Below are 14,773 nucleotides of genomic sequence, written 5' to 3' on the forward strand. Positions count from 1 at the left end.
TCCATTGCGCCCCGCCCTCGAAGGTCGTGGGCGCCACGAAGAACACGTCCGCCGTCGGCTCGCCGGGCGCCGGCGTGTCCGGCCGGGTCGGCAGCAGATACCAGGCCTTGCGCTGGGCATAGTCCGGCGCGGCGGGAGGCCTGTAGGTCTGGAACGGCGTCTTGGGGTCGAGCGTATAGCGGATCAGGTCGCCGCGAAATGACGCCACAGCGACGCCAAGCAAGACAACGATGACCGCGAGGCTGCCCACCAGCCACCGCCTCGGGCGCGGCCGGTCCCCGCTCATGGCTAGCGGTAGGGGTCAGGCTGGCTGAGGTAGTTTCGGACGTAGTCGCCGATCCCCTCTTCCAGCGGCGTCATCGGCTTGGCGTAGCCCGCGGCCTTCAGCCGATCCATCCTGGCCTCGGTGAAGTACTGGTACTTGTCGCGGATCATCGGCGGCATCGGGGTGTAGTCGATCTTCGCCGGTTTGCCCGCCGCGGTGAACACCGCGCGCGCCATGTCCTCAAAGCTGCGCGCCGTCCCGGAGCCCAGGTTGAAGACCCCGTTCACCTGCGGGTTTTGGGTCAGCCACTCGGTGACGTCGGCCGCGTCGCGGACATAGACGAAGTCGCGCTGCTGGCCGCCGTCGGGCACGTCCGCGCGATAGCTCTTGAAGAGCTGCACGCCGTGGCCGTCGCGTACGTGCGGCCAGATCTGCGAGGCCACCGACTTCATCGAACGCTTATGCTCTTCGTTCGGGCCGTAGACGTTGAAGAACTTCAGCCCGACCCACTGAGGCGGCGCGTAGTCGCGGGCCGCCTGGCGTACGGCGAATATGTCGAACAGCGCCTTGGACCAGCCATAGGTGTTCAAGGGCCGAAGCGCCGTCAGCGCCTCGTAGCTGTTGTCGTCGTCGAACCCCTGCCCCCCGTCGCCATAGGTCGCCGCCGACGAGGCGTAGATCAGCCGCCGCTGCCGGTCTGCGCACCAGCGGAACAGGTCCCGACTCAATGTGAAGTTCGAATGGACGATCTTGTCGGCGTCCGGCTCGGTGGTCGAGGAAACGGCGGCCATGTGGACCACCACCTCCACGTCCCGCCAGCGCTTTTCCAGCCAGTCGAACATGTCCTCCGGTGCCACGAAGTCGCCGATGGGGTGCTTGGCGATATTCTTCCACTTGCCGAGTTCGGCTTCGCGCAGCCGGTCGCAGATGACCACATCCAGCGTCGGGTCCTCAGCCAGCTTGGCCGCGATATTGGAGCCGATGAAGCCGGCCCCGCCGGTGACGAAGGCGATCCGCCGCTGGGTCATCCGGTCCCCTGCTTGGACATCCGCGCGATGGCGGCGGTGGTGGAATAGCCTTCGACGATCTGGGCCAGCCTGACCTCGCCGCCCCAGCCCTTGACCAACTCGTGGCCGACCACTTCGCTTTCGGCGTAGTCGGCGCCCTTGACCAGCACGTCAGGCCGCGCCGCCTCGATCAGCTTCAGCGGCGTGTCTTCCTCGAAAGGCACGACCAGGTCCACGGAACCCAGACCGGCCAGCACCAGAGCGCGGCTCTCCAGGTCGTTCACCGGGCGGCCTTCACCCTTCAGGCGACGCACGCTGTCATCGTCGTTCAGCCCGACGATCAGCCGGTCGCACCAGGCTCGCGCCTGGGACAGGTAGGCCACGTGGCCTTTGTGCAGGATGTCAAAACAGCCGTTGGTGAAGCCCACCTTCAGGCCCTTGGCCTTCCAGCGCGCAACCTCATCGGCCATCCGTTGCGGCGTCGCGACCTTGGCCTCCGCCGGCGCCATGTGGGCCGAGAGCGCGGCCTCCACCAGCTCGTCCGGCGAGACCGTTGCGGTGCCCACCTTGCCAACCGCCACGCCGGAGGCGAGCTGCGCGAAAGCGATGGCGTCCTCGATCGAGACTTCCGCGGCCAAGGCCAACCCTAGCGCCGCCAGGGTGGTGTCCCCGGCCCCTGAGGCGTCGAACACCTCGCGCGCGGCGGTCGGGAAATGGCGCACCGGCTCGCCCCGCACCGCCAGGGAAATGCCCTTCGACGCCCGCGTCACCAGGATCGCCTTGGCCTCCCAAAGCTCCAATGCGCGGCCGAGCGCCGCGGCCACCTGGGCGTCGGTCTCGGTCGGCATGTCGGTGGCGTGCCCCAGCTCGGCGGCGTTGGGCTTGATCATGTCCACCGCCCCATAGTGGGCGAACGAGCGGGCCTTGGAATCCACCACCAGCTTGCCGCCGCTCTCGGCCGCGGCCTGCCGGCAGACCGCGATCACCGCCTCGGTGACGACCCCCTTGCCATAGTCGGACAGCAGGATCGCGCCCGCGCCCTTGGCCGCATCGCGGATTGTCCGGACCAGGCGGTCTTCGACTGCGCCCTCGACGGGCCGATTGGTTTCCAGATCGACCCGCAGCAGTTGCTGGCCGCCAGAGACAAAGCGGGTCTTCAGCGTCGTCGGCCGCTCCCCGTCGGTGACGAGATAGCCCTCGACGCCGCTCTCCTCGCCAACCAGGCGCAGCGCCTCCTTGCCTTCGCCGTCGTCGCCGATGACTCCGACGAGCGAGACCTCGCCGCCGAGGGCCGCGACGTTGCGCGCCACATTGCCCGACGCGCCCAGCATCATCAGTTCGCGCGATCGGGCGAGCACCGGCACCGGCGCCTCCGGCGACACGCGGCTGACGTCGCCGTAGACGAAACGGTCGACCATCAGGTCGCCCACGCAGGCGACGCGCCGGCCGGGCGCCAGGCCCAGGAGGTGCTGGAGCGCTGAAAGATCCATGGGCGTCAGGGTGTGCGGCGCGTTGGCGGCGGGGTCAAGCGTTGGCCCGGCGGCGCTTGGCCAGGGCGTCGTATTCCAGCAACTCGCCCACCAGGGCCTCGAACTCGCTCATCGGCACCATGTTGGGCCCGTCCGACGGCGCGTTGTCCGGATCGGGATGGGTTTCCATGAAGACGCAGGCGACCCCGACCGCCACCGCGGCGCGGGCCAGCACCGGCACGAACTCGCGCTGGCCCCCGGAGGTCGCGCCCTGCCCGCCCGGCTGTTGGACGGAGTGCGTGGCGTCGAACACCACCGGGCAGCCGATCTGCTTCATGATCGGCAGCGCCCGCATGTCGGTAACAAGCGTGTTGTAGCCGAAGGAAACGCCGCGCTCGCAGGCCATGACGTTCGGATTGCCGACACTGAGCACCTTGTCGACGACATTCTTCATGTCCCAGGGCGCCAGGAACTGCCCCTTCTTGACGTTGATCACCTTGCCGGTGCGTCCGGCGGCCAACAGCAGGTCGGTCTGGCGCGAAAGGAACGCTGGGATCTGCAGCACGTCGACCGCCTCGGCGGCCTCTTCGCACTGGTCGATCTCGTGGACATCGGTGAGGGTCGGGAGGCCGGTGACCTCGCGGATTTCCGCGAAGATCGGCAGCGCCTCGCGCAGCCCTACGCCGCGCTGGGTGTTGACCGAGGTGCGGTTCGCCTTGTCGAAGGAGGTCTTGTAGATCAGCCCCACATTCAGGCGCTGCGCCATTTCCTTCAGGGCGTGGGCCGTTTCCAGCGCGTGCTGGCGGCTTTCCAGCTGGCATGGCCCGGCGATGATCGACAGCCGCTCGGCGTTACCGATGCGCACCGGCGAGCCGTTGGCGGTCTTGATCTCGATCACGTCGTTGGGCTCGATCATGAACCTATCATTCCCGTATTTCGTGTCGGCTAAGTGGCCCGCGCCGCGGGCCTTCACAAGTCTCGATTCCGCGACTACCCGCGTCCGACGCCAGTCAGAGGTCGTATCCTTAAGGCGTCCCGAGGCTCTGGCGTCAGTAGTGAGCGGTGCTATGTTTTTCGGCGTAAGCGTTTGGGGGATGCGATCATGAGCCTGGCCCAGAGTTCGCCTCTGGCGGCGATCGCCCGCGATCGGCGGGCCTTCCGCCGCCTGCCGCAGCTGCAGGGCGCTCCGGCCGTCTTCAAGGCCGCAGTGCGCCTGATCGCCCGCAACTTCGTGATCGGCTCAGTGACCTTCGTCATGCCCTCCGGGGAGGAGCTCTACATTCCTGGCTCGGAGCCCGGCCCGGACGCCAAGATCGTCATCCGCGACTTCCGGTTCATCCGCCGCGCCCTGGCCGCAGGCGACATCGGCTTCGCCGAAGCCTACATGGCCGGCGAGTTCGACACGCCCGACCTGCCCGACCTGCTCTACGTCTTCGCCGCGAACTGGGACCGGGTGCACCATGTCACCATGGGCAATCCGCTGACCTGGACAATCAACCGCCTTCGTCACGCCCTGCGCGGCAACACCCGGCGCGGATCGAAGAAGAACATCCACGCCCATTACGACCTGGGCAACGCCTTCTACGAACGCTGGCTGGACCCGACGATGACCTATTCGTCGGCGCGCTTTCAGAGCTCCGACCAGTCGCTGGCCGAAGCTCAGATCGCCAAATACAGGGCGCTTTCGCAGACCATGGGCCTGCAGTCCGGCCAGAGCGTGCTCGAGATCGGCTGCGGATGGGGCGGCTTCGCGGAATTCGCCGCGCGCGAGGTGGGCGCTCGTGTGACCGGTATCACCATCTCCGAGGAGCAGTACGCCTACGCCAAGCAGCGGATCTTCGACGCCGGCCTGGCGGAAAAGGCCGACATCAAGCTCATCGACTACCGCGACGTCGACGGACGCTTCGACCGCGTGGCTTCCATCGAGATGTTCGAGGCGGTGGGCGAGCGCTACTGGCCGGCCTATTTCGGCAAGATCCGCGAGAGCCTGGCGCCAGCCGGCCGCGCCGGCCTGCAGATCATCACCATCAAGGACCAGTACTTCGAGGAATATCGCAGCCGCGCCGATTTCATCCAGAAGTACGTCTTCCCCGGCGGCATGCTGCCCTCGGAGGAACGCCTGCGGAAGGTGACAGACAAGGCCGGCCTCGTCTGGACGGCCATCGACCGCTTCGGCCGCGACTACGCCGACACGCTGGCAGCTTGGCACGCGAGCTTCGACGCGGCTTGGAACGACATTCGTCCGCTCGGCTTCGACGAGCGTTTCCGCAAGCTCTGGAAGTTCTACCTGAGCTACTGCGAGGCCGGTTTCCGCACCGAGCGCACCAGCGTCATCCAGCTCGCCTTGACCAAAGGCTAAACTCGCCTCTTCTGCTGCGGCTTGGCTGCGCTTAAGTAGCGGCGATGACCCCAGCCCGCAGCGTCCTCGACACCATCGGGAACACCCCGTTGATCCGGCTTCATCGCGCCAGCGCGCTGACCGGATGCGAGATCCTCGGCAAGGCCGAGTTCATGAACCCAGGCCAGTCGGTGAAGGACCGCGCCGCGCTGTTCATGGTCCGCGACGCGGAGGCCAGGGGCCTGATCCGGCCGGGCGGACGAATCGTCGAGGGCACCGCGGGCAACACCGGCATCGGCCTCGCCATGGTCGCCAAGGCGCTCGGCTACAAATGCACCATCGTCATTCCCCGCAACCAGAGCCAGGAGAAGAAGGACGCCGTCCGCCTGTACGGAGCCGATCTGGTGGAAGTCGATCCCGTCCCCTACGCCAATGAAATGAATTACGTGAAGGTCTCCCACAGGTTGGCGGAAAAACTTAATGGTGAGGAGCCGTCCGGCGCGTTCTGGGCCAATCAGTTCGACAATGTCGCCAATCGCGAAGCCCACGTCCGCACCACCGGCCCGGAGATCTGGGCCCAGACAAGCGGTCAGATCGACGGCTTCATCTGCGCCATCGGCTCCGGCGGCACCCTAGCCGGCGTGGCCGAGGCCTTGCGCGTCCAGAAGCCGGATGTCGCCATCGGCCTCGCCGATCCAGACGGGTCGGCGCTCTACAGTTACTACACCGACGGCGAGCTGAAGGCGGAAGGGACGTCGATCACCGAGGGCATCGGCCAGGGCCGCGTCACCGCCAACCTGGTGGGGCTGACCATCGACCACGCCTACCGAATTCCGGACGGTGAGCTGTTGCCGGTCCTCTACGACCTCTTGGAGCACGAAGGCCTGCTGATGGGCGGTTCGACCGGGATCAACGTCGCCGGCGCCATCCGCCTCGCGAAAGACCTCGGCCCCGGCAAGACCATCGTCACCGTGCTCTGCGACGGCGGGCAGCGATATCAGTCCAAGGTCTTCAATCCCGCGTTCCTCGAGGAACATGGCCTGCCGGCTCCCGGTTGGATGGCATGAGCAGCGATCCCCTGGTCTCCACCGCTTGGTTGTCCGAGCGGCTTGGCTCGGCCGATGTCGCCATGGTCGACGCCACCTGGTTCATGCCGGGCGAGGGCAAGACGGGCCGCGAAGCCTATGCGGCGGGCCATATTCCAGGCGCGGTGTTCTTCGACATCGACGAGATTTCCGATCACTCGGTCGACCTGCCGCACATGCTGCCGAGCGACAGGGCGTTCGCGGAGGCCGCGGGCGCGCTTGGCCTGCGCCGGGATCTGATCACAGTGGTCTACGACGGCCAGGGCATCTTCTCGGCCCCGCGCGTCTGGTGGACGTTGCGGGCCATGGGCTTTCCGGAAGTGTTCGTGCTCGATGGCGGCCTGAAAAAGTGGCTCGCTGAGGGGCGGCCGGTCGACACCGCCCTGCCCCATCCGGCCGCGACGACAATTGAGCCAGCCTTCGATCCGAGCCTGGTGGTCGACGTCGAGGCGGTGAAGGGGCTTGTCCAGAGCCATGCCACCCAACTGGTCGACGCCCGCGCCGCGGGGCGCTTCACCGGCGATGTCCCGGAGCCGCGTGCAGGCCTGCGCAGCGGCCACATGCCGGGCGCCCTAAACGTCCCGTGGGGCGTGCTGATCAATCCGGACGGGACCATGGTGGGCGGCGCGGCGCTCCGTGCAGCGTTCGAGATAGCCGGCGTCGATCTCGACGCGCCGATTGTCACCACCTGCGGTTCTGGCGTCAGCGCCGCATTGCTGGCCCTGGCCCTGGCGCGCCTCGGGCGCGAGGACGTCGCCGTATACGATGGCTCGTGGACCGAATGGGGTGGACGCACGGACACTCCGATCGTCACCGGACCCTGACCGATCGAAGTCCGCCTCGCCCGCCTCGAAGACGTCACCCATCTGCCGGGCGTCGAGCGCTCAGCCGCCCAGCTGTTTGTCGGCTCAAGCCAGGCCGCGATTGCCAACGGCGAGGTCACGCCGGCGACGTCCTATCGGCCCTTGATCGCGCAGGACTGCGTCTGGGTCGCAGCCGATGCCGATCAGCCGGTCGCCTTTGCGGCGACGGAACGTTTCGAGGACGCACTGCACCTATGGGAGCTGGCTGTTCGCCGTGACGCGCAGCGCAGGGGTGTCGGGCGCGCCCTGCTGGCGGCGGTCGTCGCCGACGCCGCGGCCCGGGGACTGGCCGCCGTGACGCTAACGACCTTCCGCGAAATCGCCTGGAATGGTCCCCTCTATCGGCGCTTGGGCTTCGTCGAACTGTCCGAGGCGGAGCTGAACCCGCGGCTGACCGCGGTGCGCGCCCGCGAGGCCGCCCTGGGCCTGGATGTCGCCAATCGATGCGCCATGCGGCTGCCGCTTTAGCGGAATGGCGGGGCGTACAGCAGGCCGGGCTTGGGCGCGTTCCAAAGGGCGTTTAGACCGCGATCCAGCTTCAGCGAGGAATCCGAGCCGATGTCGCGCCGGAAGATCTCGTGATAGGCGCCCACCTGCCGGATCACCTGGTAGGCCCAGTCCTTTTTCAGTCCCAGCAGGGCGCCATAGTCCCCGTCGACCCCCAACAGGCGGCGGGTCTGCGGGTCTGACGCCGTCTCGCGCGCCTGGGCCACCGTCTTTGAGGTGAGTCCCAGTTCCTCGCCCAGGATGGTGGCGTAGACCGTCCAGCGCACGATGTCGGCCCAGACCGGATCGTTCTGCCGCACGACCGGGCCCAATGGCTCCTTGGAGATCACGTCGGGCAGGATGACGTGGGCGCCCGGATTGTTCAGCACCGACCGCGATCCGGCGAGCGCCGAGATGTCGGCGGTGAAGACATCGCAGCCATCGTTCTCGTAGAGCCGCCGCGCCTCGGCCTCGGAGGCCACGACCACGGCCTTGTAGTTCAGCCCCCGCGCCCGGAAGAAGTCGTTGAGATTGTCCTGGCTGGCGGTGCCGGCCTGGACGCAGATCCGCGCGCCGGCGAGTTCCTGGGCGCTGGTCAGGCCAAGCGCCTTCGGCGCAAGGAACCCCTGTCCGTCGAAATAGGTGATGGCGGCGAAGTCGAGCCCCAGCCCAGTGTCGCGCGAATACGACCACGACGTATTTCGGGAGAGGAGATCGATCTGCCCCTTCTGCAGAGCGCTGAAACGGTCCTGCGCGTTGATTGGCGTGAACCGCACCTTATCGGCGTCGCCGAATACCGCGGCGGCGACCGCCCGGCAGATGTCGACGTCGAAGCCCCGCCAGTTGCCGCGGATATCTGGAAAGGCGAAGCCCGGCAGGCCGGGATTGACGCCGCAAGTGACGTAACCGCGCTTGCGAACGGCCGTGAGCACCTTGCTGGTCGTAGCCTTGTAGCGCACCCCGCTCACATCGGCGCCCTTCAGCACTGGGGTTGGCGTCGCCACAGGCTTCGAGCCGCCATCGCAGGCGCTCAAGGTCAGGATCGCAAGCCCCGCCGCGGCCAGCCGCCGGATCATCCGTACTCCTTGATCGAGCCGCCCCTGCGGCTCTAAGTGCGTCGGCACTGTCACCCGCAAGCTTAGGCCCCGCAACCCGTATGCCCTCGAAGTCCGGCCGGCCGCCCTCCGACCTCAGGGCTGAAACCCGTTTGGTGCACGCCGGCCACGGCGCGGGCTTGGCGGCGAAGACGGTGGGACCGCCGGTCCAGAAGGGCTCCACGGTCCTGCTGCCGGATGCAGCCAGCCTCTATGACGACCTGGGCCAGCTGACCTATGGCCGGCAGGGGCTCTCGGCCCAGTTCGCCCTGCAGGCGGCCTTGGCCGAGCTGGAGAACGCTCGCGCCGTGACCCTCTATCCGTCCGGCCTCTCGGCGCTGACTGGGGCCCTGATCGCCGTGCTGAAGACCGGCGACGAGGTGCTGGTCACCGACGTCATCTACAAGCCCACGCGCCGCTTCTGCGACCACGTGCTGAAGCGGTTCGGGGTCACGGTGCGCTACTTCGATCCCCGCCAGCCGCCGGACGAGCTAGTGGGCGGGGCGTCGGACGCTACGCGGTTGATCCTGATGGAATCGCCGGGTTCGCTCAGCTTCGAGTTGCAGGACCTGCCCCGGGTCGCCGAGCTGGCGCGGGCCCGCAACATCCTGACCGTCGCCGACAACACCTGGGGTGCGGGCTATCTGATGCGGCCGCTGGACCTTGGGGTCGATATCTCGGTGCAGGCGCTCACCAAATATGTCGGCGGACACTCCGACGTCTTCATGGGCTCGGTCGCGGTGAACGATCCCAAACTGGTCCGCGCCATGGACGATGGCGTCACCAACCTGGGTTGGGCGGTGAACGGAGAGGACGCCTATCAGATGCTGCGCGGCTTGCGGACCCTGCCCACCCGCCTGGCGCGGCACGGCCAGAGCGCCCTGGCCGTCGCCGCCTGGCTCAAACAGCGGCCGGAGGTCGTTGAGGTTTTCCATCCAGCCCTGGCGGGTGCGCGTGGCCATGAGCTTTGGGCCAGAGATTTCGCCGGCGCCTCGGGCCTTTTCGCCTTTTCGCTGCGGCCCGCGACGGACTTGGCGGTCAATGCCTTCCTGGACGCCCTCGAACTGTTCGGCCTCGGCTTTTCCTGGGGGGGATTCGAGAGCCTCGCGATCTCCTGCGACCCGCAACTGAAGGTGCGCAAGTTCCGCCCGCAGTACGGCGGCCCGCTGATGCGCCTCAATATCGGCCTGGAAGATCCGGCTGACCTGATCGCCGACCTGGAACATGGCTTCGCGGCCTATGCAGCGGCGACCTAGGGAACTTGACGCGCCCAGGACGATTGCCTGACCAGATCCATCAAACGAGGGACTTGGTCATGAGCAGCACCGGCGCCGGAGGCGAATTCCGTGGCGAGGCCCAACGGGCCGCCGAACAGGGGCGCAAGATCCAGCGCGAGATCGACGCGAAAGAGCCGCGCTCGTTCAAGAGCGATGACGAGGGCGGCAAGGCGATGCAGGCCGGCGCGCGGGAATATCCGGCGCCGCCGTTTCCGAAGCAGCACCTGCCGAAGCCGGGCCTGCAGGCCGACCAGGATCTCCAGCCCATGTGGGACGCGCCTTACTACAAGGGCTCCGGCAAGCTGGAGGGCAAGGTGGCCCTGATCACCGGCGCGGACTCCGGGATCGGACGCGCCGTCGCCGTCCTCTTCGCCCGCGAAGGCGCCGATGTCGCCATCGCCTATCTGGACGAAGACGACGACGCCAAGACGACCAAGGCGGCGGTCGAGAAGGAGGGGCGCCGCGCGATCCTGATCTCCGGCGACGTGGCGCAGCTGAAATTCGCCGAAGCCGCCGTCCAGCGCACCGTCAAGGAACTCGGCAAGCTCGACATCCTGGTCAACAACGCCGCCTTCCAGGAGCATGTGAACGACTTCGAGGACATCAGCGAGGAACACTTCGACCGCACGCTGAAAACCAACCTCTACGGCTATTTCTTCATGGCCAAGGCGGCTGTCCCACACATGGCGCCCGGCTCGGCGATCGTCATGACCGGCTCGGTGACCGGCCTGCTCGGCAACAAGGACATCGTCGACTATTCGATGACCAAGGGCGGCATCCACGCCTTCACGCGGGCGCTGGGCACAAAGCTGATCCCCAAGGGCATTCGCGTGAACGCCGTGGCGCCCGGGCCGGTCTGGACGCCGCTCAACCCCGCGGACAAGCCCGCGGAAGCCGCCGCCAAGTTCGGTGGTGAGACTCCGATGAAACGCCCGGCCCAGCCGGAGGAGATCGCCCCGGCCTATGTCTTCCTGGCCTCGCCCCAGACCTCCAGCTACATCACCGGCGAGATCTTGCCGATCATCGGCGGCTACACCGGGGGCTAGCCCCCGTTTGGGGGTAGGAGTGAGCGACGCCGGGCTGGACCGCTTCATAGCGCAGGAGGCCCTGCCCGACTCGTTCCGCCGCACGGCGGAGCTGGTCTGCGAACCGCTCGCCGCCCGCGCCCACCGCCGGCGCATCGATCGCAAGCGTTGCGCGGTGATCGGGCTGTGCGGCGCGCAAGGCTCCGGCAAGAGCACTATCGCCAAATATACTGTCGGGCTGCTGGAGGACCGTGGGCAGCGGGCCGTGGCGGTGTCGCTGGACGACTTCTACCTGACCCACCAGGCCCGCCAGCGGCTGGCGCGGGAGGTGCATCCCTTGCTGGCCACCCGTGGGCCGCCCGGCACCCACGACGTGGCCATGGCGGGCGCGGCCCTCGACCAGCTGCGCAGCAAGGGCAAGGCGGTTCTGCCGCGTTTCGACAAGTCCGCCGACGACCGCAGCCCGCGGGCCACCTGGCCGACGGTCTCCACCCCGGTCGACGTGATCCTCCTGGAGGGGTGGTGCGTCGGCGCGGTCAGCCAGGGCCGCGCAGCTCTGGCGGCGCCGATCAATGATCTGGAGCGCGACGAGGACCCCGAGGCGGTCTGGCGCACCTATGTCAACGACCAGGTCGACGGGCCCTATCAGACCCTATTCGGCCGACTGCACGACCTCATCCTGCTGCAGGCTCCGAGCTTCGAGGTGGTGGCCGGCTGGCGCGAGGAGCAGGAGGCCAAGTTGCGGGCCAAGGCCGGCGGCGGCATGACGCCCGTGCAGGTGACGCGATTCGTGTCCTACTATGAGCGGCTCACGAGGTGGATCCTGGCCGAGATGCCGGGCCGCGCCGATTGGGTTGTAACAATGGACACAGACCGAAATCCGTACGTCTGAGTTTGGCGGTATAGGCCACGTTCTGGAGGCGATATGTCGAACGCAACCTTCGGACTGCTCATCGCGGCGCTGCTGACGGCAAGCCCCGCCCTTGCCCAGGCCCCGGCTGACACGCCGGTGACGCCTGCTCCTGCCACAGCCGTCACGGTGACCGCCGCGCCGTCATCCGGCGTCCCGGCCCCCAAGCCGGCCGCCTACGGGCCCACGGTCAGCGGCATCGTCGTCGAAGGGCTACCGAAGAAGAGCTGTTCGTCCCGCGACAAGGAATGCATCGCCGTGGTGGTGGCGGAGCTGAAGCAGAACTACCCCGAGCAACTCAAGGCCTTCTGCGCCCAGTGGCAGATGCGGGCCATCCAGAGCCGATGGGTCACCGATCAGCTGAACGAAAGCCTCGGCGGGAACAATCCGCCGACGCCCCCGACGTTTGGGGTCAACTCGGCGGTCTCCAAGGCCTGCTCCACGGACAAGCCCGCGCAGAAGTAGCGCTGGCGCGCCCTGCAGGACTCGAACCTGCAACCGCTCGCTTAGAAGGCGAGTGCTCTATCCGGTTGAGCTAAGGGCGCCGAAGCCGGCGTCAGTGCGTCCAAGGGACCTTGCGGCCGAAGGCGAAGTTGTCGGCATAGGCCTTGATGATCCGTTTCGCGGGCTTGGGATCGATCAGCTGGAAAGCGATGCCGTGCTGGTCGGCGTAGCGCACCGCCTCGTCCTTGGTCTCGAAGGCCAATCGCACCTGAGCCTCTGTGTCGCCGGTCTGGGTCCATCCCATCAGGGGGTCCTGCCGTCTGGCGTCCGTCGGCTCGAACTCCAGCACCCACTCGGCGGACTTGGCCTTGCCCGACTGCATGGCGGTCTTGGACGGACGGAAGATACGGGCGAGCATGGACGAACCCTTCGATCGTAGTGGCCGGCTTGGTCGGGGCGGCAGGATTTGAACCTGCGACCCTCTGCTCCCAAAGCAGATGCGCTACCAGGCTGCGCTACGCCCCGAGGGCGCCGGCGGACCTGCGATATAAGCGTTTTGTCCTTTCGGCAACGGACCGCGCCGACTTAGGCTTCACCGGACGAGAGGCGCTGCATCCATGCTCACGCTCTACTTCGCCCCCGGAGCCAGTTCGATGGCGCCGCACATCGCCCTTTTCGAAGTGGGCGCGCTCTTCGAGGGACGCCCCCTGTCCTTCGGCAAGAACGAGAACAACAGCCCGGAATATCTCGCCATCAACCCGCTGGGTCAGGTGCCCACCCTGGTGATCGACGGCCGGCCGCTGACCGAGGTGGCGGGCATCCTCTTTTACCTGGCCAAGACTTACCCGGCCGCCGGCCTGCTGCCCGACGACGCCGAGGGCCAGGCGCGGGTCGTTTCATGGATGTCGTTCATCGCCGCCACGCTGCACCCGGCGCGCCGCCGGGGCCTGGATCACGCGCGGAAGACCTACGCCCAGGCCGACGCGCGGCTGGGCGCCGCCGACTGGGCGGTCGGCGAGCGCTATTCGATCGCCGACATCCACCTGTTCCGGCTGTTCTGGCGCTTCTACGGCTCGCTAAACCCGCCGGCCGAGGAATTCCCCAACCTCATGCGCCTGCACGACCGGGTGCTCGCCCGGCCCGCGGTCCAACGCACCCTGAAGGTCGAGACGGCAGTCGGCTACGAACTGCCCGGCCAGGGCGCACCCGAACGGGCCTAGCGGTCGCGGCTCATCAGCTTGAAGATCCCCGAGCAGCGGACCACGTCGTGTCCGCCGACGTACGCGCGGCCCTCGGCGAAGGCGACGTCGCGTGTCGCCCGCGTCATCCGCCCTTCGCCCATCACCCATTCGCCAACCCTGGCAATGTGCAGGAAGTCGATGGATAGGTGGATCGTCAGCGCGGCCTTGCCCGTGCCGCGGCCCACGGCGCCGGCCAGCACCCCGTCCATGAAGGCCGACAGCATGCCCCCGTGCACCAGGCCGACGCCGTTGGCGTGGCGCTTCAGGGCGAAGAAGGCCTGCTCCGCCAGGTCGCCGTCGCCGGGACGATGGAAATAGGGTCCGTTCAGGGTCGAGAAGCCGCCGCGCCCATGTGACGGGACATAGCCCTCCGGCGGCGACGCCGCGGGCGCCTCTTCAGGCGCTCCGCTCAATGGGCCGTCGCTTTCGGGGCGACCAGGCGGATTTCATATAGGTGCGGCCAGTATTTGCCGGTCACGAACAGGCGGTCGTGCTCGCGGTCATAGGCGATGCCGTTCAGGACGGCGTCTGGATTGCCTGCCCCGCTGGCTTCCGGCAGCCCTGTCAGATCGATCCAGGCTTTCACCTTGCCGCTGACCGGATCGATGCGGGCGATGCGATTGGTCTGCCAGATGTTGGCCAGCACCTCGCCCTTTACCCACTCCAGCTCGTTCAGGTTAGCGACCGGCCGGCCTTCGGCGGTCACCGGCACCCGGCGCAATTCCTTGAAGGTCGCCGGATCGAGGATGCGCAGCGCGGGCGTGCCGTCGCTCATGATCAGGTGTTTGCCGTCCTGCGTCAGCGCCCACCCCTCGCCAGGGTAGTGGAAGGTCGACTTCCTCGCGAAGGTCTTCAGGTCCCAGCGGAATCCTGTGTGGTCCTGCCAGGTGAGGCTGATGATCTCTGAGCCCCAGCTGACAATGCCCTCGCCGAACATGCTGGGAGGGATCGCCTGCTGTTGCAGCACCTGGCCGTCGCTCAACCGCACGCGGCGGATGTTCGACTGGCTGGGAATGCCGGTGCTCTCGTAGAGATCGCCATGCAGGTAGAAGAGCCCCTCGGTGAAGGCTCCCGGATCGTGGGGATAGATGTGGACGATCTTGAAGCCGTCCACCGGCACGGCGGCCATCGCGGGCGCCGCCAGGCAGGTCGCGGCGGCTAAGCCCGCAAGCAATCGGAACAGGCGGCGGAACAGGACAGGCACGCGCAACTCCGAACGGCTGGATCGCGTCCATCCTTTAGGGGGAGCCATTGGCCGCAGGCAAGGCC

The 14,773-nt window shown here is 67.5% G+C and carries 16 protein-coding genes, 2 tRNA genes and 1 pseudogene; 9 read left to right on the top strand and 10 right to left on the bottom strand.

What is annotated here, in order from left to right; all coding sequences use genetic code 11:
• From E8A12_RS01140 to kdsA, 4 genes and pseudogenes are all read right to left on the bottom strand, one after another.
• Nucleotides 1-250, bottom strand: a pseudogene (locus E8A12_RS01140) (DUF3089 domain-containing protein); the annotation flags it as partial.
• A gap of 38 nt (nt 251-288) precedes the next feature.
• On the bottom strand, nt 289-1,293 hold the full coding sequence (gene rfaD, locus E8A12_RS01145) for an ADP-glyceromanno-heptose 6-epimerase (RefSeq protein ID WP_293365918.1): 1,005 nt from the start codon (nt 1,291-1,293) through the stop codon (nt 289-291).
• Nucleotides 1,290-2,762 (bottom strand): D-glycero-beta-D-manno-heptose 1-phosphate adenylyltransferase, encoded by a 1,473-nt coding sequence (gene rfaE2 / locus E8A12_RS01150; protein WP_293365919.1) that lies wholly within the window; start codon nt 2,760-2,762, stop codon nt 1,290-1,292. The genes rfaD and rfaE2 overlap by 4 nt, the downstream gene beginning before the upstream one ends.
• A 34-nt stretch (nt 2,763-2,796) precedes the next feature.
• Complete coding sequence (gene kdsA / locus E8A12_RS01155; RefSeq protein WP_293365920.1) at nt 2,797-3,657, bottom strand: 3-deoxy-8-phosphooctulonate synthase; 861 nt, start codon at nt 3,655-3,657, stop codon at nt 2,797-2,799.
• Nucleotides 3,658-3,843: 186 nt separating this feature from the next.
• On the opposite strand from kdsA, the gene E8A12_RS01160 reads away from it, so the two are divergent.
• The 4 genes from E8A12_RS01160 (at nt 3,844) to E8A12_RS01175 (ending at nt 7,495) form a co-directional block, all read left to right on the top strand.
• On the top strand, nt 3,844-5,100 hold the full coding sequence (locus E8A12_RS01160; protein WP_293365921.1) for a cyclopropane-fatty-acyl-phospholipid synthase family protein: 1,257 nt from the start codon (nt 3,844-3,846) through the stop codon (nt 5,098-5,100).
• A 44-nt stretch (nt 5,101-5,144) separates the two neighbouring features.
• On the top strand, nt 5,145-6,146 hold the full coding sequence (locus E8A12_RS01165) for a cysteine synthase A (protein ID WP_293365922.1): 1,002 nt from the start codon (nt 5,145-5,147) through the stop codon (nt 6,144-6,146).
• A complete protein-coding gene (gene sseA, locus E8A12_RS01170; RefSeq protein ID WP_293365923.1) occupies nt 6,143-6,988 on the top strand; it encodes a 3-mercaptopyruvate sulfurtransferase in 846 nt (281 codons plus the stop codon). Before E8A12_RS01165 ends, sseA begins: the two co-directional genes overlap by 4 nt.
• A 141-nt stretch (nt 6,989-7,129) precedes the next feature.
• Nucleotides 7,130-7,495, top strand: a complete 366-nt coding sequence (locus E8A12_RS01175) for a GNAT family N-acetyltransferase (protein WP_293365924.1) — start codon at nt 7,130-7,132, stop codon at nt 7,493-7,495.
• Here E8A12_RS01175 and E8A12_RS01180 read toward each other — a convergent pair.
• A complete protein-coding gene (locus E8A12_RS01180; protein ID WP_293365925.1) occupies nt 7,492-8,589 on the bottom strand; it encodes an amino acid ABC transporter substrate-binding protein in 1,098 nt (365 codons plus the stop codon). The two genes, E8A12_RS01175 and E8A12_RS01180, sit on opposite strands and share 4 nt — an antisense overlap.
• 134 nt (nt 8,590-8,723) lie before the next feature.
• Between E8A12_RS01180 and metC the strand changes: the two genes are divergently transcribed.
• From metC to E8A12_RS01200, 4 genes are read left to right on the top strand one after another with little or no spacing between them, the layout of a single operon-like run.
• Nucleotides 8,724-9,863, top strand: coding sequence for a cystathionine beta-lyase (gene metC / locus E8A12_RS01185; protein ID WP_293365926.1), 1,140 nt, complete (start codon nt 8,724-8,726; stop codon nt 9,861-9,863).
• 59 nt (nt 9,864-9,922) lie between these two features.
• Nucleotides 9,923-10,930: an SDR family oxidoreductase gene (locus E8A12_RS01190; protein WP_293365927.1), complete on the top strand. Its 1,008-nt coding sequence runs from the start codon at nt 9,923-9,925 to the stop codon at nt 10,928-10,930.
• A 19-nt stretch (nt 10,931-10,949) separates the two neighbouring features.
• A complete protein-coding gene (locus tag E8A12_RS01195; protein ID WP_293365928.1) occupies nt 10,950-11,801 on the top strand; it encodes a kinase in 852 nt (283 codons plus the stop codon).
• 33 nt (nt 11,802-11,834) lie between these two features.
• Nucleotides 11,835-12,284: a hypothetical protein gene (locus tag E8A12_RS01200; RefSeq protein ID WP_293365929.1), complete on the top strand. Its 450-nt coding sequence runs from the start codon at nt 11,835-11,837 to the stop codon at nt 12,282-12,284.
• 3 nt (nt 12,285-12,287) lie between these two features.
• Here E8A12_RS01200 and E8A12_RS01205 read toward each other — a convergent pair.
• The 3 genes from E8A12_RS01205 to E8A12_RS01215 all read right to left on the bottom strand — a co-directional run bounded on the left by E8A12_RS01205 (nt 12,288) and on the right by E8A12_RS01215 (nt 12,788).
• A tRNA-Arg gene (locus tag E8A12_RS01205) sits at nt 12,288-12,364 on the bottom strand.
• Between the two features lie 11 nt (nt 12,365-12,375).
• Nucleotides 12,376-12,681, bottom strand: a complete 306-nt coding sequence (locus E8A12_RS01210; RefSeq protein ID WP_293365930.1) for an ETC complex I subunit — start codon at nt 12,679-12,681, stop codon at nt 12,376-12,378.
• A 30-nt stretch (nt 12,682-12,711) separates the two neighbouring features.
• Nucleotides 12,712-12,788 (bottom strand) — tRNA-Pro (locus tag E8A12_RS01215).
• A 92-nt stretch (nt 12,789-12,880) separates the two neighbouring features.
• Here E8A12_RS01215 and E8A12_RS01220 point away from each other — a divergent pair.
• The gene (locus tag E8A12_RS01220; protein ID WP_293365931.1) at nt 12,881-13,483 is read left to right on the top strand and encodes a glutathione S-transferase family protein; all 603 of its coding nucleotides are present in this window, start codon (nt 12,881-12,883) and stop codon (nt 13,481-13,483) included.
• On the opposite strand, the gene E8A12_RS01225 is transcribed toward E8A12_RS01220, so the two are convergent.
• Together E8A12_RS01225 and E8A12_RS01230 are read right to left on the bottom strand one after the other, a co-directional pair.
• Complete coding sequence (locus tag E8A12_RS01225) at nt 13,480-13,917, bottom strand: PaaI family thioesterase (protein ID WP_293365932.1); 438 nt, start codon at nt 13,915-13,917, stop codon at nt 13,480-13,482. The genes E8A12_RS01220 and E8A12_RS01225 overlap by 4 nt on opposite strands.
• Entirely contained in the window at nt 13,914-14,708 is a 795-nt protein-coding gene (locus tag E8A12_RS01230; protein ID WP_293365933.1) for a glutaminyl-peptide cyclotransferase, read from the bottom strand. The genes E8A12_RS01225 and E8A12_RS01230 overlap by 4 nt, the downstream gene beginning before the upstream one ends.
• Nucleotides 14,709-14,773: the final 65 nt, after the last annotated feature.

The sequence above is a fragment of the Phenylobacterium sp. genome, from assembly GCF_004799395.1.
GTDB lineage: Bacteria > Pseudomonadota > Alphaproteobacteria > Caulobacterales > Caulobacteraceae > Phenylobacterium.

Excerpts from the sequence above, each read along its gene's own strand:
- rfaD (WP_293365918.1), bottom strand. The coding sequence starts at position 1,293 with ATGACCCAGCGGCGGATCGCCTTCGTCACCGGCGGGGCCGGCTTCATC.
- rfaE2 (WP_293365919.1), bottom strand. The coding sequence starts at position 2,762 with ATGGATCTTTCAGCGCTCCAGCACCTCCTGGGCCTGGCGCCCGGCCGG.
- kdsA (WP_293365920.1), bottom strand. The coding sequence starts at position 3,657 with ATGATCGAGCCCAACGACGTGATCGAGATCAAGACCGCCAACGGCTCG.
- E8A12_RS01160 (WP_293365921.1), top strand. The coding sequence starts at position 3,844 with ATGAGCCTGGCCCAGAGTTCGCCTCTGGCGGCGATCGCCCGCGATCGG.
- E8A12_RS01165 (WP_293365922.1), top strand. The coding sequence starts at position 5,145 with ATGACCCCAGCCCGCAGCGTCCTCGACACCATCGGGAACACCCCGTTG.
- sseA (WP_293365923.1), top strand. The coding sequence starts at position 6,143 with ATGAGCAGCGATCCCCTGGTCTCCACCGCTTGGTTGTCCGAGCGGCTT.
- E8A12_RS01180 (WP_293365925.1), bottom strand. The coding sequence starts at position 8,589 with ATGATCCGGCGGCTGGCCGCGGCGGGGCTTGCGATCCTGACCTTGAGC.
- E8A12_RS01190 (WP_293365927.1), top strand. The coding sequence starts at position 9,923 with ATGAGCAGCACCGGCGCCGGAGGCGAATTCCGTGGCGAGGCCCAACGG.
- E8A12_RS01200 (WP_293365929.1), top strand. The coding sequence starts at position 11,835 with ATGTCGAACGCAACCTTCGGACTGCTCATCGCGGCGCTGCTGACGGCA.
- E8A12_RS01210 (WP_293365930.1), bottom strand. The coding sequence starts at position 12,681 with ATGCTCGCCCGTATCTTCCGTCCGTCCAAGACCGCCATGCAGTCGGGC.
- E8A12_RS01220 (WP_293365931.1), top strand. The coding sequence starts at position 12,881 with ATGCTCACGCTCTACTTCGCCCCCGGAGCCAGTTCGATGGCGCCGCAC.